We start from the raw sequence: 18,603 nt of genomic DNA, 5'->3' as shown, positions 1-18,603 counted from the left end.
GGTGATACGGCAGGGCGGCTGTCGCATAAGCTGTCGACGTGACAACACCCATGCTGGCAGGTGACCGCGGCCTGACGGCCGCCGAGGTGGCCGAACGCGTCGAGGCCGGAGCCGTCAACGAGGCGAAGCGCCACACCAGTCGACCGCTCTCGGCCATCCTCCGCGCGAACTTCTTCACACCGCTCAACGCCGTCATCGGCGTGCTCGCCGTGATCGCGATCGGCTTCACGGCGATGGAGGAGGGGCTGTTCGAGGGCCTGAAGCAGGGCCTGTTCGCCGGCGTCATCATCGCCAACATCGCGATCGGCACCATCCAGGAGCTGCGCGCCAAGCGCACCCTCGACAAGCTCTCGCTGATGAACCAGTCGAACGCGAAGGTCCTGCGCGACGGCGAGGTCCAGGAGATCGCGCCGAACCGGATCGTCCGCGACGACCTCGTCTACATCGAACCGGGCGACCGGATCGTCGTCGACGGCCCCGTCGTCGAATCCCGCAACCTCGAGATCGACGAGTCGCTGCTCACCGGTGAGGCCGACCCGGTCGCGAAAGCCCCCGCCGACGAGGTCCGCTCCGGCTCGTTCGCCGTCGCCGGCACCGGCCTGTACCGGGCCGAGCAGATCGGCGCGGACTCCTACGCCGCCAAGCTCGTCGAGGAGGCCAGCAAGTTCACGTTGGCCCGCTCGGAGCTGCGCGACGGCATCAACCGCTTCATCAAGCTCATCAACTGGCTCATCGTGCCGATCGCGCTGCTGCTCATCATCAGCCAGCTCGCCGACGCCGCCAACTGGCGGCAGATCATCGTGCGCACGGTCGCCGGGATCGTGCCGATGATCCCCGAGGGCCTCGTGCTCCTCACCTCGGTCGCGTTCGCCGTCGGCGTCATCCGCCTCGGCGCCCGCCGCTGCCTCGTCCAGGAGCTCCCCGCCATCGAAGGCCTCGCCCGCACCGATGTGCTGTGCCTCGACAAGACCGGGACGCTCACCGAAGGCGGCATGGACGTCGACGAGATCCGGCCCATCGACGGCACCGACGGCGACGGCGTCCGCGACGCGCTCGCCGCCCTGTCCGCCGCCGACGACAGCCCCAACCCGACCATGCAGGCCGTCGCCGAATACCTGCGCGAGCAGTCGACCCCGGACCCGAAATGGCGGGTCATCGACGTCATGCCGTTCTCCTCGGCCCGCAAGTGGAGCGGCACCCGCTTCACCGACAACGGCACCTGGCTCCTCGGCGCGCCCGACATCCTCCTCGACTCGAACGACCCCGTCGCCCTCGAAGCGGACGTGCTCGCCGCCCAGGGCCTGCGCGTCCTCGCCCTCGTCACCGCCGAGACCGCCTCCACCACCGGCGGCCTCAGCGGCGTCAAGGCCCAGGCCCTCGTGATCCTGCGCCAGCGCCTGCGCTCCACGGCGGCGGCGACCCTCGCCTACTTCAGGGCGCAGGGCGTCACCGTCAAGATCATCTCCGGGGACTCCCCCGCCGCGGTCGGCGCGGTCGCGGCGCAGCTCGGCGTCGAGGGCGCGGCCGACACGGTCGACGCGCGGCGGCTCCCGGAGGACCCCGAGGAGCTCGCGGACCTGCTCGAGCGGGCCACGATCTTCGGGCGCGTGAAGCCGCACCAGAAGCAGGCGTTCGTGAAAGCGCTCCAGTCGCGGGGCCACACGGTCGCGATGACCGGCGACGGCGTCAACGACGTGCTGGCGCTCAAGGACGCCGACCTCGGCATCGCGATGGGCTCGGGTTCGGCGGCGGCGCGCTCGGTCGCGCAGGTGGTGCTGCTCGACGACGAGTTCGCGACCCTGCCGCACGTGGTGGACGAGGGCCGCCGGGTGCTCGGCAACATCGGCCGCGTCTCGAACCTGTTCCTGACGAAGACCGTGTACGCGATCTCGCTGGCGCTGTTCGTCGCGGTCGGCGCGATCTCGGCGTGGGCGGCGGGCAGCGACCCGCTGCCGTACCCGTTCCTGCCGATCCACCAGTCGCTCATCAACCTGTTCACCATCGGGCTCCCCGCCTTCTTCCTGGCGCTCGCGCCGACGTTCGAGAAGGCGAAGCCGAACTTCGTGAAGCGGGTGCTCAAGTTCGCGATCCCGGCCGGGATCTGCTGCGCGGTGCCCACGTTCGTGGCGTACCTGATGTCCCTCGCGCACGACGGCACCGATTCGCAGCTGCCGCAGACCACGGCCGCGATCACCCTGTTCTGCCTCGCCCTGGCGGCGCTCGCGATCGTGGCGCGGCCGTACGTGTGGTGGAAGGCGCTGCTGGTGGGCGGCTGCGCGGCGGCGTTCGTGACCGTGATCGCGGTCCCGCCGTTCGCCGAGTTCTACGAGCTGGAGCTGCCGGGCGTGTGGAACACCACCGTGGCGGCGATCGCGGTCGCCTCGGGCGTGGCGGCGCTGCTGTTCTGGCTGGTCGTCAGGCCCAAGCACCTCAAGGACTAGGAATGCGCCGGCCCCCGCTACATCGGATGTAGCGGGGGCCGTGGCGTGCGCGTAGCGCCTTCTGGATGAGAGCAACGATAAGCATCATCCAGGAGGCGGACATGTCGCAGCGCGACCTCGCGATCCGAGCCGAAGGGCTCGTCAAGCACTTCAAGGACGTCAAAGCCGTCGACGGCGTGGACCTCGAGGTCCCGGCCGGCACGGTGTACGGCGTGCTCGGCCCGAACGGGGCGGGCAAGACCACCACGGTCCGGATGCTGGCCACCCTGCTGCGTCCGGACGCGGGCAGCGCCACCGTGTTCGGCCGCGACCTCATCGCTGACGCCGCCTCGGTGCGGTCCCAGGTGAGCCTCACCGGCCAGTACGCGTCGCTCGACGAGGACCTCACGGGCTTCGAGAACCTGGTGCTCCTCTCGCGGCTGTACGGCTACGGGAAGCCGGCGGCGCGCGACCGCGCCGCGGATCTGCTGGAGGCGTTCGGGCTGACGGCCGCGGGCGGCAAGCAGGTGAAGGCCTACTCGGGCGGCATGCGGCGGCGGCTCGACATCGCCGCGTCGATCATCGTGACGCCGAAGCTCCTGTTCCTGGACGAGCCGACGACGGGCCTGGACCCGCGCAGCCGCAACCAGGTGTGGGACGTGGTCCGGACGATCGTCGGCGAGGGCACCACGGTGCTGCTCACCACCCAGTACCTGGAGGAGGCCGACCAGCTGGCGAGCCGCATCGCGGTCATCGACACCGGCAGGGTCATCGCCGAGGGCACGCCGGGCCAGCTCAAGTCCTCGGTGGGCGCGGGCTCGATCCGGGTGCGGCTGCACCACGCCGACCAGCGCGAGCACGCGCGGCAGGTCCTCGCCGAGGCGCTGGCCGGGGAGGTCGCGCTCGACGACGACCCGGTGGCGCTGACCGCCCGGCTGGCCCCGGGCCAGGACACCGCCGTGCAGGGCTCGCACGCCCTCGGCGAGCTGGCCCGCGCCGGGATCCTCGTGGACGACTTCTCGCTCGGCCAGCCGAGCCTTGACGAGGTCTTCCTCTCGCTCACCAGCAAAGTCGACGCCTAGCACCTACGGACTTTCAGAAAGGAAACGCAATGACCGTCACGCAGACCACTACGAAGTCCGATGTCGACGCCCCGGCGCCGGTTGCGAGGGAGCACCTGCGCCGCCTGCTGGCCACTGGAGAGCGACCGGCGCCGCCGAGCGCGTTCGCTTCGGCGCGGGCCTTCGCCTGGCGCTCGATGCTGAAGATCAAGCACGTGCCGGAGCAGGCGTTCGACATCCTGCTCTTCCCGATCATGATGCTGCTGATGTTCACCTACCTGTTCGGCGGCGCGATCGCGGGCGGCACCGGCGACTACCTGCAGTTCCTGCTCCCGGGCATCATGGTGATGAGCATCGTGATGACCACGATGTACACCGGTATGAGCGTGAACATCGACATCAACAAGGGCGTCTCGGACCGGTTCCGGACACTGCCGATCTGGCGGGCCGCGCCGATGGTCGGGTACCTCCTGGCGGACGTGTTCCGTTACGCCGCGGCGGGAGCGGTCATGTTCGGCACGGGCCTGGTGATGGGCTACCGGCCCGAGGGCGGCGCGGTGGGCGTGCTGCTGGGCGTGGGGCTGCTGCTGGTCTTCTGCTTCTCGTTCTCGTGGCTGTGGACCTGGCTGGGCCTGATCACGCGGTCGGAGAAGACCGTCATGTCGATCTCGATGTCGATCATGTTCCCGCTGACGTTCCTGTCGAACATCATGGTCGACCCCTCGACGATGCCGGGCTGGCTGCAGCCGGTCGTCGAGAACACGCCGATCAGCCAGCTGGTCGACGGCGTTCGGGGCCTGTTCGACGGCGACGTGTCGACCGCATCGGTGGCCACGACGCTGATCTGGTCGGCCGGTTTCATCGCGGTCTTCGGGTTCCTGACGATCAGGGCCTACAACCGCAAGTAGCGCTTCATTCCTTAACACCCGGCCCCTTCCGCGTTCACAGCTCCCATCGGGGCGCTTCGGTTTCGGGGCGGTAGACGCAGGCCGAGCCGGTGGCGACGGCGCCGTGCAGGTGCGCGGCCAGCGCCGGGTGGACGGCCTCGATCTTCTTGAGGGTGTTGCGGATGCGGTTGGTGACGCTCTTGCGGGCGCGTTCGGCGTTGTCGCCGAGGCGGCGGGAGCGGCCGCCGAGTCCGGTGGCGGCCTTGAGCTGCTCGATGAGGGCCTGGCGTTCGGCGTCGAGGCGGGCGGCGCGGGCGTCGTCGCCGAGCGCGGCCGCGGTGTCGATCTGCTCGTCGAGCATCTCGAGGTGGTCGCGGTAGCGGGCGCGGGCCTCGGCGTCGAGGAGGTCGTCGCCGCCGAGCCTGGCGTCGGCCGTGACCGCTTCCCCGCCTTCGGGGTCGAGCAGGTCGACCGCGGCGACTTCGACGCCGGGCTGCCTCAGGAGCCGGTGCAGATCGGCGAAGCCCTTGGCGTGCGGCAGGTGGACGCTGCGCCCTTCGTAGCGGAGGGTCCAGGTCGAGCTCTCGCGGCGGAACACCGCGGCGCCCGTCACCTCGGTCCCGGTTTCGGCCGTTGCCGTCCCGAGCTCGGCGTCGGCTTTGCGGGCGGCCTCCGCCCAGGGGTGGGCGCCGAGGCGCTCGGACTGCTCGACGGCGTTCGCGAAGTGGCCCCGGGCGGCGTCCTCGTCTCCGGCCGCGGCGGCGAGCAGGCCGAGCCAGTGGCTGAGGGGACCGTGGACGCTGGTGCCCCACAGGGCGACGAGCCACTCGCCTTCGAAGGGCGCGAGTCGTTCGCGAAGGCGCGCAATGGTCTCCGTATCGTCCTCGGCGATGGCGAGCTCGGCCTCGAACCGGATCCACAGGTATGCCCCGGGGCTGCGAGGGGAGGGCCCGTCGCCGAGCCGCGCGCGGACGGCGCGCGCCCCGGCGGGGTCGCCGCGGCGCAGCGCACTGATACCTGAGAGCAGGTCCGGATACCAAATGCCGAAGGCCTCGCCCCAGCCTTTGGAGACCGCCGTCGGCACCGCCCCGCGGGCGATGCTCAGCTCCCAATGCAGGTGCTCGAGCATGTGCAGGTACATCGGGTCGTCCCCGGCCACGGCGGTGGCTTCGGCGAGCCGCGCTTCGGCCTCCTCGAAACGGCCCTGGACCATGTCGATCACGGCGTGGTCGACGTCCATGCCGCTGCGCCAGCGATCGGAGTCGCTGGCCTCGGCGAGGGCGCAGAAGCGGTCCAGCTGCGCCAGGAACGCCGGGTCGCCGCGTTCGAGGAGCACGACCCAGCCGAGCGAGGCCGCGTACAGGCGCATCTCCATGTCGCCGGTGCGGGCGCTGATCTCGGCCAGTTCCTCGACGATGGCCTGGCGTTCGGCGGCCGTGCCGGGCCCCCAGTTCACGGCGTGGGTGGCCCAGAGCCCGAACGAGAGGTCGTCGTCGGAGTCGGCGGCGCGCGCGGCGAGCATGTAGGCGTAGAGGAGCCGCCTGGTGAGGTCGTCGTGCGGGAGGTCCGGGTCGGGGGCCTCGCCGGCGAGTTTCGTGTAGGCGAGGGTCTTGAGGCGCATGAGCTCGTCGACGCGCGCGTCCTGCGGGACCTCGACGGCCGCCCTGGTGAGCAGCATCGGATCGCCGGAATCCTCGGCTTCGAGGAGCGCCTGGTCGTAGAGGACGCGGCCCTCCTCGAGCAGGCGCTGGTCCGGGCGGCTCAGCCAGGTCACGGCCCCGGCGAGGTCGAGCCGCAGTTTGACGCGCTCGCGAACCATCCCGGGGGTGCACCGCGCGAGGGCCCGCCGCAGGTACTTCTCGGCGCCGGCGACGCTGAGGCACCTCTGGGAATCGCGGGCGGCCCTGGTGAGGAAGTCGACGGCGATCACCGGATCGAGGTCGTCTCCGGCGAGCCACGCGTGGTGCGCGATCTCGGTGGAGAGCATGAGCTTCTGCAGGGACTCGTCGGCGACGAGGGCGCGCACGACGCAGCCGTGGTGGTGGGCGGCCTCGTCACTCGACATCGTGTTGTAGAGCGTCTCGCGCACGAGGTCGTGGACGAACACGTACCGGTCGGCCTCGCGGCGCACGAGCCGGGTCTGGCAGGCGGCGTCGAGTGCGGCCTCGATGCGGTGCAGTTCGATCCCGGCGGCCTGGGCCATGACGCCCGCGTGGAATTCGCGGCCGCCGACCGAGGCGAGGGTGAGCATCCGGACGACGGGCTCGGGGAGCTGGTCGATGCGCCGCTGGAGGGCGTCGCGCATCCCGGCGGTGGTGGCGTCCACGCGCTGGCCGGAAGCCCACAGCTGCGCGGTCTGCTCGACGAAGAACGGGTTGCCGCCGGTGCGGCGGGTGATCTCGGCGACAGTGGCCGGGTCGGGCGCGTCGCCCACGGTGGTGCGGCAGAGTTCGGCGACGCCGGACTCGTCGAGCCCTTCGAGGCTGATCATGACGGCCTTGGCGACGAGCGGGAGCATCCGGGCGCGCAGGCGGTGGCCCGGGTCGATCTCGGAGTCGCGGTAGGTGCCGACGAACAGGATCCGCTCGAACCACGTGTGCTGCGAGGCGAACTTGAGCAGTTCGAGGCTGCCGGGGTCGGCGAAGTGGAGGTCGTCGAGGACGACGAGGACGGGGCCGCGCTGCGAGGCGCTGATGAGCAGTTGCGTCACCGCGTCGTAGAGCTCGAACTGGGCGGGGGTGGTGCCGTCGCCCCGGCCGAGCAGCGCGTCGACGGCGGGCGCTGGCTGGAGGGCCTGCCAGGTCTCGTCGCCGAGCTGGGCGCGGAGCGAGCGGAGGACCTGGACCCAGAGCCAGTGGTCGGGGACGGCCTCGGATTCCCAGGAGGTGGCGAAGGCGACGGTGAGCTCGCCGCGGAAGCGGGCGGCGATGTCGGTGACGAGGGTGGACTTGCCGATGCCCGCTTCGCCGGTGACGAGCGCGAGCCCGCCGTGGCTGGACACGGTGCGTTCGACGGCCGAGCGGAGTGCCGCCGCCGGATGGTCGCGGCCGATCAGGAAGGTCACCCGCCCAGTGTGGCCGAAGGGTGCGACAGGCGCCATGGGGTTCTGGTCCTAGGACCTCCGGCGGGGTCGCGCGGTGGATTGTCGACTATCAGACGATGTACCTCATGTTTCGGCGTCGGTCCAGGTCAGCGCCATGCTCGTTTTTCATATGCGGCAAAGGTGCGGTTTGGTTTCCTTGAAACCACTCGTCGCTCACGGACGGTCCTTAAAGTGCTACGGAAAGTAGACATCTTCCGGTGTCGAAGGGCGGTCGAGCCGCCCCCACCGGCGGTTCGCACCGACCGCGCCTGCGCCGGGAGCGCCGAGACCAACGGGAGCAAATCCTCATGGCACTGTCCATGTTCAAAGCAGAACGCACCAAGCAGACCGGAACCAAGCCGACCACCAAGACCTGGCAGACCGTCGTGATCGGGGCTGCCGTCCCGCTCGTGATGCTCGCGGGCGCACCGGCCGTGAGCGCGGCCGAGATCGAAACCGTCGAGACCGCGCAGTCGGAGCAGCTGCCGACGCTGCCGGTCGACCCGCCCGCGGGGCTGCCGGACCCGGCCGCACTGCTCGACCTCCAGGGGTGCCTCACGGAACTCCAGGGGCTCATCGCGCAGCTCCCGCCTCCGGCCGCGCCTGATGTACCGGCCGAGGCGGAGCAGCTGCCGGACCCGGACGGCGCACTTCCGACCGTGCCCGACGTCAGCGCCCTGACCGAGGTCTGCAAGCAGGTCGTCGAGGTCGTCAAGAGCCTGCTGCCGCCGGTGGACGTGCCGCCGGTCGAGCCGCCTCCTGGTGTCGAGCCGCCGCCGGTCGGCGACCCCCTGCCGGTTCCGGATCCGGGAACGCCGTAGGTGAGCACCGCCCGCTCCAAGACGAGCGAAGGGCCCGCGACATCCGGTCGCGGGCCCTTCGCCGTGTCTGCTGCGGCTACTTCAAACGCCGGGCGGCATCGGCGATCGCCTCGTCCGTCGCGGTCAGCGACAGGCGCACATGCCGGTTCCCCTTGGCGCCGTAGAACTCCCCCGCCGCGGCGAGGATGCCTCGCTCGGCGAGCCACTGCACGGTGTCCCAGCAGTCCTCGTCGCGCGTGGCCCACAAGTACAGGCCCGCGCTCGAGTGGTCGATGCGGAACCCGGCGGCCTCGACGGCGCCGCGGAGCACGCCGCGGCGGTCCTCGTAGCGGGCGCGCTGCTCGATCGCGTGCGACTCGTCGTGCAGCGCCGCGATCGTGGCCTGCTGGACCGCCCACGGGACCATGAATCCCGAGTGGCGGCGGATCTCCAGCAGGTCGGCGATCAAAGCGGGGTCCCCGGCGAGGAACGCCGAACGGTAGCCGGCCAGGTTCGACCGCTTCGAAAGCGAATGCGCCGCAAGGAGACCCGTGAGGTCCCCGTCGTTCACGCGCGGGTCGAGGATCGAGACGGGCGGTTGCTCCTCGTCCCAGCCGAGGGTCAGGTAGCACTCGTCGCTGGCGAGCACCACGCCGCTGCCCCGGGCCCAGCGGACCAGGTCGCGCAGGTGCTCGACGGAGGCGACCTCGCCGGTCGGGTTGGTCGGGTAGTTGATCCACGCCAGGCGCAGGCGCGAGCCCGCGGCGTCACGGGGATCGGCGACCGGCACCGCGTCAGCCTTGGCGAGGATCGCGCCGATCTCATAGGTCGGGTAGGCGATCTCCGGGTAGGCCACGGCTTCGCCGGGCCCGACGCCGAGCTGGAGCGGCAGGTTCGCGACCAGTTCCTTGGAGCCCACGGTCGGCAGGACCGCGACGTCCTCGGCCACGCCGGTGTGCCGGTGCAGCCACGACCGCATCGCATCGCCGAGCGCCGCCGGGCCGGCCACCGTCGGGTAACCGGGCCGGGCGGACGCGTCGATGAGCGCCTGCCGGATCGACTCCGGCACCTCGTCCACGGGGGCTCCGACGGTGAGGTCGACCAGCCCGCCGGGGTGGGCCGCCGCGCGCTCCTGGTAGGGAGCCATGCGGTCCCACGGGAAGCGCGGCAGCCGCCTGGCCGGAGAGGCGCTGTGAAGGCGGCGCAGCGCCATCGCGGCTACTCCGCTTTCGCGGGCAGCTCGGCCACGAACGGGACGTCGCTGTCGATCTTGCCGACCTTGGAGGCGCCGCCGGGGCTGCCGAGCTCGTCGAAGAAGTCGACTTCGGCCTTGGTGTACGGGGCCCACTCCTCGGGGACGTCGTCCTCGTAGAAGATCGCCTCGACCGGGCACACCGGCTCGCATGCACCGCAGTCGACGCACTCGTCGGGGTGGATGTAGAGCTTGCGGTTGCCTTCGTAGATGCAGTCGACAGGGCACTCTTCAATGCAGGCCTTGTCGAGGAGATCCACGCACGGCTCGGCGATTACGTAAGTCACGAGTCGTCCTTCCTACAGCGCGCAGTCGGGCGGACTGCGCTGAGATGAGCCTAAAGCTTATTGTCATGTATAGACCCGAAGGCTTGGGGTGCGCCAGATGCTGGGACCGGAACATGTCGGCCGTCGCGTCGCGGTTCGAATCAGGTTGAAGAACGGCGAACCGGGTCGCCGATTCACGGACATCACGGGCGAGCTTATCGAGATCGGCCCGGAGCTCTGGCGCGTGCTGCCCGCTTCGGGGGCGGTCGTCACCATCGAGGCCGCCGCGGTCGTCGCGGCCCGGCCGATACCTCCCAAACCCACACCGTTCTCCGAGATCCTCGAACTGGAACGGCTCCTCGCGGCCACTTGGCCCGCGCCGGAGTCCGCCGAACTGGGGGGATGGGTTCTACGGTACGCCGATGGGTTCTCGCGCCGCGCGAACTCGGTGCTGGCGCTCACCGCGCCCCCGGGCGGCCTGGAGGCCGCGCTCGAGGCGGTCGAGGCCTGGTACGACGAGCGGGGCGCGCGGCCGCTCGTGGCGCTGCCCGGAGGCGTGGCGAAGCGGCTGAGCGAGGAGCTGGCGGCGCGCGGCTGGGAGGCCGAGGCCGAGACCGCGGTGATGGTGAAACCGCTCGGAGCCATCGCGTACGAGGGCGAAGCGGTCATCGCGGACGCACCGGGCGAGGCACTGCTCGACCAGGTCGGGCAGGGCAGGCCCGCGATCGCCGCGCAGGTCTTCGGTTCGGGCCCCGGCCGGGGTTACGCCGAGATCTGGCGCGGCGGCGAGCTCGCCGCCCGGGGACGGGGCGCCATCGCGGGCGACCTCGTGGCGATCACGTCGATCGGGACGCTCCCGGCGTTCCGCCGCCAGGGGCTCGGCACCGAGATCCTGCGCGCGCTCGAGGCGTGGGGGTACGCCGATGGAGCGCGGCGGGCCGCGCTCCAGGTCGAGACGGACAACGAGGCCGCGATCGCGATGTACGGGCGGCTCGGGTACGCCGAGCGGTACCGGTACTGCTACCGGGGCCGTTAGGCGGCTTTGGGGTTCGCCTTGCGCTCGAAGGCGATCCGGGTGGCCTTGAGCTCGCGGCCGTACGTGTCGACGCCCAGGGCCATCACGATGAGGTACCCGACCCAGCCCGAAAGGGCCAGCAGCGCGAAGTAGATGAGGGTCTGCGAGAACACGCCGTCGAGCGACGGATAGTCCACCCCGGCGATGAGCGGGTTCACCAGGACCGTGAACAGCGTGGCGGCCACGAAGATCGGCAGCAGCTCGCCGGTGATCTCCTGCCGGCGGCGGCGCACGCCCCACCAGATGCCCGCGGCGATGGCGACGGCCGCCATCGCGCCGAACGTGAACACGCCGACGAGGTCGCCGACCGCGGTGCCCTCGCCCCACTTGGTGGAGGCGAACCGGCCGGCCAGGTTGGCGGCGATCAGGCCCAGGGCGAAGCCGTAGATCGAGGGCCAGTGCGGCATCAGGAGGCGGCTGAGGAGGGTCACGGTCGGGACTCCTTCGTAGCGGTAGGGGTGGCCTGCGCCGCGACCCGGGGGCCGTCGACGGATCGGCGCGGTGCTTTCGGCCTGGGTCGAAAATACTGCCACAGCGCGAGGGCGATCCCAGCGGTCCCCGCCAGGAGCAGCATGTAGCCGTTGAAGCCGCTGGTGATCACCAGCGAGCCCGCCTCGGTCGGCATCGACGCGGCGAGGACCACGGCGAACCAGGCGAGGGCGGTGAGCAGGACGGACCAGCGTCCGCCGGTCCAGTACACGGCCAGCGCCGCGAGGCGCCAGTTCGCGACGAACGCGATCGCCCCGGCGACCGGGACCGCGACGCCCGCGATGTAGTACGGCACGAGGAAGGATTCGATGACGGCCGCGAGCACGGCCGCGGCGGTGACCACCACCGCGCCGCCGACGCGGATCGCCGCTTCCAGACCCTTCGCACGCACGGTGGCGATCCTACGGCAGCACCGGCGGCGACCGCCGTCCACAGCCCCCACCCGCCACTGGAGGTGAAGATGCCGCCCGGCGTTGCTCGAGGGTCCGGCAAGTACCGGGCCCGGCGGCGGCCATGTCACCCGGACGTGTCCGCCGCGGCCGGCGGTGCGACTCGCCCGGGCCCCGCTGGAAGTCATTGCAGATCAACCAATCCGGGACAATCAGCTCATGACCACCATACGAGAGACAACTGCCACGAAACGCCGACGCTTCCGACAGCTGTTTCCCGAACGGTCCGACTACCGCCACCTCGGCCGCCACTGGCACACCGACCTCCTCGCGGGCCTCACCGTCGCGGTCGTCGCGCTGCCGCTGGCGCTCGGATTCGGGATCGCCTCGGGCCTCGGCGCGTTCGCCGGGCTCATCACCTCGATCATCGCCGGGGCCCTCGCCGCGCTCCTCGGCGGCTCGAACCTGCAGGTCTCCGGCCCCACGGGCACGATGGCGGTGGTCCTCGTGCCGCTCGCGGCGACCCACAGCCACGCGGGCGTGATGCTCGTGGGGGTCATGGCCGGGCTCATGCTCATCGCCCTCGCGCTCACAGGCGCTGGCCGCTACGCGCGGTACGTGCCCGTCCCGGTCGTCGAGGGCTTCACCGCCGGGGTCGCGTTCGTCATCGCGGTCCAGCAGCTGCCTCCCGCGCTGGGGCTGCCCGCGCAGAACGCGCATATCCTCAGCGGCGCATGGGAGTCGGTGCGCGCGTTCGCGGCCGACCCGAACTGGGCCCCGCCCGCCGTCGCGTTCGGCGTGGCCGCGGCGATCCTCCTCGGCTCGCGCCTGCACTCCCAGATCCCGACGCCGCTGCTCGCGGTCATCGCCGCCTCGGGTGCGACCTGGTGGGCGAACGCGGAAGTGTCGATCATCGGCTCGCTGCCGCGTACCATCCCCGCCCCCGAGGCGGCCTTCCTCGACGTCGCGGAGATGCCCGAGCTCGTGGCCGCGGCGGTCGCGATCTGCGCCCTGTGCGCGCTCGAGTCGCTGCTGTCGGCCACGGTGGCGGACAACATGACTGTGGACCAGCACCACAACCCCGACCGGGAGCTGTTCGGGCAGGGCGTGGCGAACCTGGTGACGCCGTTCTTCGGCGGCATGCCGTCCTCGGGCGCGCTGGCCCGCACCGCGGTGAACGTGCGGTCGGGGGCGGCCGGGCGGCTCGCGTCGCTGTCGCACGCGATCGTGCTGGCGCTCATGATGCTCGCACTCGCCCCGCTGGTGGCGCACATACCGCTCGCGGCGCTCGCGGGCGTCCTGATCGCGACCTCGATCCGGATGATCGAGGTCGGTTCGATGCTGGCGCTCGCGCGGTCGACGCGCGCGGACGCGGCGGTCATGTGGCTGACGCTCGCGGCGACCGTGGCGCTCAACCTGGTGTGGGCGGTGGCCGTGGGCATCGCGCTCGCCGGACTGCTGGCGCTGGGGCGGATCTCGCGGTCCGTCTCGGTCGAGGAGGAGCCGATCGATCCGGCCGACCACCACGACGAGGAGGCGGCGCTGCTCCACGAGCACATCGTGGCGTACCGGCTCGAGGGCCCGCTGTTCTTCGCCGCCGCGCACCGGTTCCTGCTGCAGCTCTTGGACGTGGCGGACGTGCGGGTGGTGGTGCTGCGGATGAGCCGGGTGTCCACGATGGATGCCTCGGGGGCGACGGTGCTCGCCGACGCCATCAAGCGCCTGGAGCACCGCGGCATCGCGGTCTACCTCTCCGGTCTCGAACCCGTGCACGCCAAACCCCTTGCGGCCCTGGGCATCCTCGAGCCGCTCTGGCAGCAGGGCCGCATCTTCGAGCACACCGGCGAGGCCATCGCGGCCGCCCGCCAGCGCCTCAAGGCCGACGGGCTCCTAGAGCAGCTCGAAGCGGAGGCTGCCGCGGAAGTCGAAGCGGAGCGCCCATAGCCGTTCCGGCTGGCCCGTGTGCGCCGTGGTCTCGACGTCCTCGATCCGGACCGTGTCGGGATCGACGCCGTGGAGGACGAGGGTGCCGCGTTCGCCGGTCCAGGTGGCGGTGTCGCCCTCGGTCTCGGGCCGGATGCGGCTGATGAAGGACTCGACGAGCTCGGGACCGGCGTCGAAGAGCTCGATCCCGGCCTCGGTCCAGGTGAACTTGCGCAGAAGCGCGCCGTCGCCGTACGCGTCGATGTAGGCGTCGACGCCGTCGTCGGTGTAGACGAGTTCGGCGCGGGAGTCCTCGCCGACCTGCTGCGAGGCGCCTTCGACAGTGGGGACGGAGTGCCACTTCGAGGAGGGGTGGACCTGCTCGTAGCGCTCGTCGCCGAAGTAGGCGGCGGTGTACTCGCCGGCGCCGGGATCGCACAGGAGCTGCTCGCCGTCGGCGGCGATGATGAACGACCCGAGGTCGAGGTGGTTGTGGGGCTCCTCGTTGTAGCCGCCCTTGACCGCGAGGGACCACATGCGGCGGCCGATGAGGCGACGCTCGACGTACCAGCCGACGTCGGCCAGGAGGGTGCGGCCGGGTGCGATCTCGCCGCCGAGTTCGCGCCCCCATTCGAGGGTGCGGGTGAGGTGCGCCCAGCGCGCGCAGTAGTCGTCGGCGAAGGTGGGCGTGTGCTCGATCGCGGGGAGCGGGACGCCGAGCCGGTCGGAGAGGCGGGAGAGGAGGCCGGGCGGGAGCGTCGGGTTGTGGGCGGCGTCGCCGAAGGTCGCGAAGGATCGGGGGTAGAGCTGGACGTTGGCGGGGAAGGAGGCGATGGCCTCGGTCCCGGCGAGGAGGTCCTCGCCGGTGGTGTCGCGCCAGGCCTCGGCGAAGTAGGTGAAGTAGCCGAAGCCGTAGACCCAGTAGTCGATGCCCTCGACGCAGCCGCCGTCGGGCCCGAAGGAGAACAGGTAGGCCTGGAGGGCGGGCAGGACGCGGCCGCGGATGACGTCGGTGTCGTAGCCGAGGGCGAGGGCGGCCATCCCGGCGGCGCCGGCGCACACGGCGGTCCAGTTCGAGAACCGCTCCTCCCACCAGAACGCCTGCTCGGAGTCGAAGAACGGGTCCAGGACGCGGCGGCGGATCTCGGCTTCGACGCGTTCGCGGTCCTTCACGTCCTCGCGCAGGCGCAGGATCTCGGCGAGGGCCTGCGCGGTCTCGCAGGCGAAGAGGTCGACGCAGGTGCGCGGGTCGCCGTCGTCCCAGTGGGCCGGGAGCGCCCAGGAGCGCTCGTCGCAGATGTCGGCGATGACGGTGGAGAGGACGGCGCCGTCGCCGACGAGCGCGAGGGCGCCGAGGTGCCTTCGCCGCGCGAAGTACTGGTTCTCGTACGGCAGGCGGCGGCCGGTCTCGGCGTAATCGTCCGCGAGATCGGGGTCGAAGGCGGGCACGGGAAGCGCGGCGATCTCGCGCAGCTCTTCGAGGAGTGCGGAACGGAGAAGGTCAGTCATGGCGCGGCCATTCCGGTTCGGGGAAGCGAGCGTAGCGAGCGGCGTGAGTATCGCGGGCGCGAGGCGCCCTCGTTGTCGGGTGGTGGGCGACGGGTGGGCGGATAGGGTGCGGGCCTGTCATCGACCGTCGCCTTTCCAGGTGGGGCGGATTGAAGGCGGGGGTTCCTGCCCGGCTCAACGGTAACGCGGGCGCGCATTCCGTCATAGACTCCCTCGTATGCGCATCGGGGAGCTGTCGGAGCGGACGGGAGTTCCGGCCGCCACCATCAAGTACTACCTGCGGGAGCACCTGCTCCAGGCCGGCGAGCACGGCGAGGGCAACACCGTCGAGTACGGTCCGGCCCACGTGCACCGGCTGACGCTCATCCGCGCCCTCTCGGAGACCGCCGGGCTCTCGGTCGCGCAGATCGGCGAGGTGCTGACCGTGCTTGGGCGCCATCCGGAGTCGGCGTTCCAGGCGCTCGGCGCGACGCTCGCGGCGACGCACCGGGACCCGAAGTTCTCGCTCGCGAGCGAGGGCACGACCGAGGCGGCCGAGCGCACGGTGGACCAGCTGCTGAACGCGTACGGCTGGGCCGAGGTCGCACCCCCGAACTACCGGGACGCCCTCGTCACGGCGCTCACCGCGTTCTACCGCTTGGGCAACCCGGACCCGCAGGAGGTGCTGAGCCACTACGCGGACGCGGCGGCGGCGCTGGCCTCGGCCGACATGGAGGCGATCGCGGAGGCGACCCGGATCGAGGGCGTGAACGTGGAGCAGGCCGTGGTGGCGACGGTGCTGGGCGAGACGATGTTCGCGGCGCTGCGGCGCATCGCGCACGTGGCGGCTTCGGCCCGGACCCAGGCCAGGCAGGGGCCGTAGCGGCTCTCCCTCGCAGGCTTGGCGACGGTCGCCGGGCGGGGCCCTCGGGCACAATGGGTCCGTGAACCCGCCCGAGGCCGAACGGCCGAACCTGCGCATCGACCGCGACGCCGACCGCCCGAACCTCCTGCACCTCGTCGCCGACGGCGTCGTCCAGGCCACCGTCGATCTCGACGACCCGTCCTATCTGGATGCCGAGTACATGCAGCGCATCGCCTACCTCGTCGACGCGATGGCCGAGCCCAAGCAGCCGCTGCGGGTGCTGCACCTGGGCGCGGGCGGACTCGCGATGGCCCGATACGTCGCGGCGACCCGGCCGGGCTCGTACCAGCAGGCCGTCGAGACGAACCAGGAGCTGGTGGCGCTCGTGCGCGCCGAGGCTCCGCTGCCGCGCGGCGTGAAGGTGAAGATCCGGCACACGGACGCGCGCGAGGCCGTCGAGGCCGCGCCGGAGGCGAGCTACGAGCTGATCGTCACCGACGTGTACGCGGGCGCCCGCGTCCCGGCGCACGTGACGAGCACCGAGTTCCTGCATGAGGCGCGGCGGGTGCTGCACGCGGGCGGGCACTACGCGGTGAACCTGTGCGACGGCGGGCAGATGAAGTTCCTGAAGCCCGCGCTCGCGGCGATGGGCGCGGTGTGGCCGCACGTGGCGGTCATGGCCGAGCCCGCCGTGCTGCGCGGTCGCCGGTTCGGGAACGTCGTCGCCGTGGCTTCCGACGTCGAGCTGCCGATCGCCGCCCTGCGCCGCCGCTGCGCGGGAGCGGCGTTCCCCTGCCGGGTGCTCGAAGGGACCGAGCTGAAGGAGTACATCGGCGGCGCTCCCCCGGCTACGGACGCGACCGCGATCCAATCCCCGCCGCCCCCGCGCTCCCTCCGCAGCTTCTGACTGCCCCCGTCCCGTCGCAGCTTCGGACAGCCCCCGGTCCCGGCTTCTGACCGCGGCCGCGATCACTGCCGCTGCCGACTCCCGCGCCCGGATTCCAGTCGTACCCGGCGGGCACCATCGAAGCCGGGCCGGCAGCCAACCCGGGCATTGCTCACCCGCCTCGGCCCCTTCCCTTCCCCCACCACCGCCCGGCCAACCGCGGGTCGGCCGTTCGGGCAATAAACTCGCTGGATAGCGCCCCTGTCTCCCTCCTCGTCCTCACTGTCCGTTACTGGACTGTGGAGCGACTCACAGAGGACTTGGCGATCCGGGTCACCGTGCGTTAGCGTCGGCGCCTATTCCGGTCGGGTCCTCAGGGCTCCCCCAGAGACCCACCCGTCCGGACCGCCGAGCCGCGCTCGCATGACGCCCGTTCCTCCCGGTTCCGGGCGAAACACCGATGCGCGGGCCGGGGACCCAGCCGTGCCGCGACCCCCCAGTCCGCCGTGGCACACGGGGTGAATCCCGCTGCAGCGCAGCCGCAGCGGGTAGGGCGCTCTTCCCTGCCCGAACCCGACAGCTAACCCGGTAGGCGGCCGAGGAAGAAAGGCCACCTCGTGGCTCACGCCTGCTCTGAAACCGCACAACGTTCGCGAACCAGCGCCATCATTCGCCGCGTCGCCGCCTACACGGGGGTCACACTCGCCACCGTCGGGCTCGTGACCGCCTTCGCCGGCAGCCACGCCGACGCGGCCGACATCGACTACACCGCCGCATCCGCGGCCGAGATCGAGGACCACCTCGCCGATCTCGAAACCCAGCGCGACACCGCCGCCGCCGACCTTGTGGGCCTCCAGGCCCGGCTCGACGCGGCCCAGGCCGTCGTCGACGAAGCCGCCGCGACGTACGGCACCTCGAACGCGCAGCTCACCGTCGTCACCGCCGCGGTCGAATCCGCCGAGGACGACCTCGACGCGAAGGTCGCCACCCTGGTGGCCTACGCGCAGGAGCAGTCCGACAAGTACGAGGAGGCGCAGGACGCCTCCGAGACCGCCGACGAGCTCACGGCCGACATCAAGGCCGCGCAGCAGGAGATCGCCGGACTCGACGCGCAGATCGACGAGGCCGAGCAGGCTCGCGACGAAGCCGCGGCCGCCGAGGCCGAAGCCGCTGCAGCCGCCGAAGCCGAAGCCGCCGCTGAGGCCGAGGCCGCCGCGTCGAGCGAGTCGTCCTCCAGCTCCGACTCCGGTTCCACCGCAAGCTACAGCGCCGACGCCGCGACCGCCGCGGTCGAGTTCGCGCGGGACCAGCTCGGCGAGTCCTACGTCTACGGCTCCGCCGGCCCCGACACCTGGGACTGCTCGGGCCTCGTCCAGGGCGCCTACGCGGTCTCCGGGATCTCGCTGACGCACTACACGAACGCGATCTGGGACGAGACCAGCGCCATCGACCGGTCCGACCTGAAGCCGGGCGACCTGGTCTTCTACAACGGGCTCGGCCACATGGCGATCTACATCGGCGACGGCCAGGTCATCCACGCCCCCAAGCCGGGTGACGTCGTGAAGATCTCGGACCTCGACATGGGCATGTCCATCGACGGCTACCGCCGGGTCTGATCGCGGCAAGGACGAACGAGCGCGGGGGGGCCCCCCGGGGGGGGGGGGGCGGGGGGCGGGGGGGGGGCCCCCCGCAGGTGGTTGGGGGGCCGGGGGGGCGCGAC

General features: G+C 71.6%; 15 protein-coding genes and 1 riboswitch. Of the genes, 9 read left to right on the top strand and 6 right to left on the bottom strand.

Features of this window, described 5'->3' with window-relative positions; translation table 11 throughout:
* Positions 1–38 precede the first annotated feature (38 nt).
* The 3 genes from O1R50_RS06395 to O1R50_RS06385 all read left to right on the top strand — a co-directional run bounded on the left by O1R50_RS06395 (position 39) and on the right by O1R50_RS06385 (position 4,389).
* Positions 39–2,441 (top strand): HAD-IC family P-type ATPase, encoded by a 2,403-nt coding sequence (locus tag O1R50_RS06395; protein WP_270109067.1) that lies wholly within the window; start codon positions 39–41, stop codon positions 2,439–2,441.
* A 101-nt stretch (positions 2,442–2,542) separates the two neighbouring features.
* Complete coding sequence (locus O1R50_RS06390; protein WP_270109066.1) at positions 2,543–3,502, top strand: ATP-binding cassette domain-containing protein; 960 nt, start codon at positions 2,543–2,545, stop codon at positions 3,500–3,502.
* 29 nt (positions 3,503–3,531) lie between these two features.
* Positions 3,532–4,389 carry an ABC transporter permease gene (locus O1R50_RS06385; protein WP_270109065.1) on the top strand — a complete coding sequence of 286 codons (858 nt, stop codon included), beginning with the start codon at positions 3,532–3,534 and terminating at the stop codon, positions 4,387–4,389.
* A gap of 34 nt (positions 4,390–4,423) precedes the next feature.
* Here O1R50_RS06385 and O1R50_RS06380 read toward each other — a convergent pair whose 3' ends face one another.
* Positions 4,424–7,432 carry an ATP-binding protein gene (locus O1R50_RS06380; protein ID WP_270109064.1) on the bottom strand — a complete coding sequence of 1,003 codons (3,009 nt, stop codon included), beginning with the start codon at positions 7,430–7,432 and terminating at the stop codon, positions 4,424–4,426.
* 326 nt (positions 7,433–7,758) lie between these two features.
* Here O1R50_RS06380 and O1R50_RS06375 point away from each other — a divergent pair, with 326 nt between their 5' ends.
* Positions 7,759–8,271, top strand: a complete 513-nt coding sequence (locus tag O1R50_RS06375; RefSeq protein ID WP_270109063.1) for a hypothetical protein — start codon at positions 7,759–7,761, stop codon at positions 8,269–8,271.
* Between the two features lie 76 nt (positions 8,272–8,347).
* Here O1R50_RS06375 and dapC read toward each other — a convergent pair whose 3' ends face one another.
* Both dapC and fdxA read right to left on the bottom strand, forming a co-directional pair.
* A complete protein-coding gene (gene dapC, locus O1R50_RS06370; RefSeq protein WP_270109061.1) occupies positions 8,348–9,463 on the bottom strand; it encodes a succinyldiaminopimelate transaminase in 1,116 nt (371 codons plus the stop codon).
* Between the two features lie 5 nt (positions 9,464–9,468).
* A complete protein-coding gene (fdxA, locus tag O1R50_RS06365; protein ID WP_270109060.1) occupies positions 9,469–9,789 on the bottom strand; it encodes a ferredoxin in 321 nt (106 codons plus the stop codon).
* Positions 9,790–9,886: 97 nt separating this feature from the next.
* Between fdxA and O1R50_RS06360 the strand changes: the two genes are divergently transcribed.
* The gene (locus O1R50_RS06360) at positions 9,887–10,804 is read left to right on the top strand and encodes a GNAT family N-acetyltransferase (protein ID WP_270109059.1); all 918 of its coding nucleotides are present in this window, start codon (positions 9,887–9,889) and stop codon (positions 10,802–10,804) included.
* On the opposite strand, the gene O1R50_RS06355 is transcribed toward O1R50_RS06360, so the two are convergent.
* Positions 10,801–11,274: a hypothetical protein gene (locus tag O1R50_RS06355; protein ID WP_270109057.1), complete on the bottom strand. Its 474-nt coding sequence runs from the start codon at positions 11,272–11,274 to the stop codon at positions 10,801–10,803. The genes O1R50_RS06360 and O1R50_RS06355 overlap by 4 nt on opposite strands.
* Complete coding sequence (locus O1R50_RS06350) at positions 11,271–11,723, bottom strand: hypothetical protein (protein WP_270109056.1); 453 nt, start codon at positions 11,721–11,723, stop codon at positions 11,271–11,273. The genes O1R50_RS06355 and O1R50_RS06350 overlap by 4 nt, the downstream gene beginning before the upstream one ends.
* A gap of 217 nt (positions 11,724–11,940) precedes the next feature.
* On the opposite strand from O1R50_RS06350, the gene O1R50_RS06345 reads away from it, so the two are divergent.
* Positions 11,941–13,665 carry a SulP family inorganic anion transporter gene (locus tag O1R50_RS06345; protein WP_270109054.1) on the top strand — a complete coding sequence of 575 codons (1,725 nt, stop codon included), beginning with the start codon at positions 11,941–11,943 and terminating at the stop codon, positions 13,663–13,665.
* Here the strand turns inward: O1R50_RS06345 and O1R50_RS06340 are convergent.
* Entirely contained in the window at positions 13,612–15,153 is a 1,542-nt protein-coding gene (locus O1R50_RS06340; RefSeq protein ID WP_270109053.1) for a heparinase II/III domain-containing protein, read from the bottom strand. The genes O1R50_RS06345 and O1R50_RS06340 overlap by 54 nt on opposite strands.
* 217 nt (positions 15,154–15,370) lie before the next feature.
* Here O1R50_RS06340 and O1R50_RS06335 point away from each other — a divergent pair, with 217 nt between their 5' ends.
* The 3 genes from O1R50_RS06335 to O1R50_RS06325 all read left to right on the top strand — a co-directional run bounded on the left by O1R50_RS06335 (position 15,371) and on the right by O1R50_RS06325 (position 18,499).
* Complete coding sequence (locus O1R50_RS06335) at positions 15,371–16,015, top strand: MerR family transcriptional regulator (protein WP_270109051.1); 645 nt, start codon at positions 15,371–15,373, stop codon at positions 16,013–16,015.
* 61 nt (positions 16,016–16,076) lie between these two features.
* Complete coding sequence (locus O1R50_RS06330) at positions 16,077–16,904, top strand: spermidine synthase (RefSeq protein WP_270109050.1); 828 nt, start codon at positions 16,077–16,079, stop codon at positions 16,902–16,904.
* 424 nt (positions 16,905–17,328) lie between these two features.
* Positions 17,329–17,493, top strand: a riboswitch (cyclic di-AMP (ydaO/yuaA leader).
* A gap of 109 nt (positions 17,494–17,602) precedes the next feature.
* A complete protein-coding gene (locus tag O1R50_RS06325) occupies positions 17,603–18,499 on the top strand; it encodes a C40 family peptidase (RefSeq protein ID WP_270109049.1) in 897 nt (298 codons plus the stop codon).
* The last annotated feature ends 104 nt before the right edge of the window (positions 18,500–18,603 follow it).

The sequence above is a fragment of the Glycomyces luteolus genome (assembly GCF_027622875.1).
In the GTDB taxonomy this organism is placed as follows: domain Bacteria; phylum Actinomycetota; class Actinomycetes; order Mycobacteriales; family Micromonosporaceae; genus Glycomyces; species Glycomyces luteolus.
This window is presented reverse-complemented; position numbering and strand designations above follow the sequence as displayed.

Excerpts from the sequence above, each read along its gene's own strand:
- O1R50_RS06390 (WP_270109066.1), top strand. The coding sequence starts at position 2,543 with ATGTCGCAGCGCGACCTCGCGATCCGAGCCGAAGGGCTCGTCAAGCAC.
- O1R50_RS06385 (WP_270109065.1), top strand. The coding sequence starts at position 3,532 with ATGACCGTCACGCAGACCACTACGAAGTCCGATGTCGACGCCCCGGCG.
- O1R50_RS06375 (WP_270109063.1), top strand. The coding sequence starts at position 7,759 with ATGGCACTGTCCATGTTCAAAGCAGAACGCACCAAGCAGACCGGAACC.
- dapC (WP_270109061.1), bottom strand. The coding sequence starts at position 9,463 with ATGGCGCTGCGCCGCCTTCACAGCGCCTCTCCGGCCAGGCGGCTGCCG.
- O1R50_RS06360 (WP_270109059.1), top strand. The coding sequence starts at position 9,887 with ATGCTGGGACCGGAACATGTCGGCCGTCGCGTCGCGGTTCGAATCAGG.
- O1R50_RS06345 (WP_270109054.1), top strand. The coding sequence starts at position 11,941 with ATGACCACCATACGAGAGACAACTGCCACGAAACGCCGACGCTTCCGA.
- O1R50_RS06340 (WP_270109053.1), bottom strand. The coding sequence starts at position 15,153 with ATGACTGACCTTCTCCGTTCCGCACTCCTCGAAGAGCTGCGCGAGATC.
- O1R50_RS06335 (WP_270109051.1), top strand. The coding sequence starts at position 15,371 with ATGCGCATCGGGGAGCTGTCGGAGCGGACGGGAGTTCCGGCCGCCACC.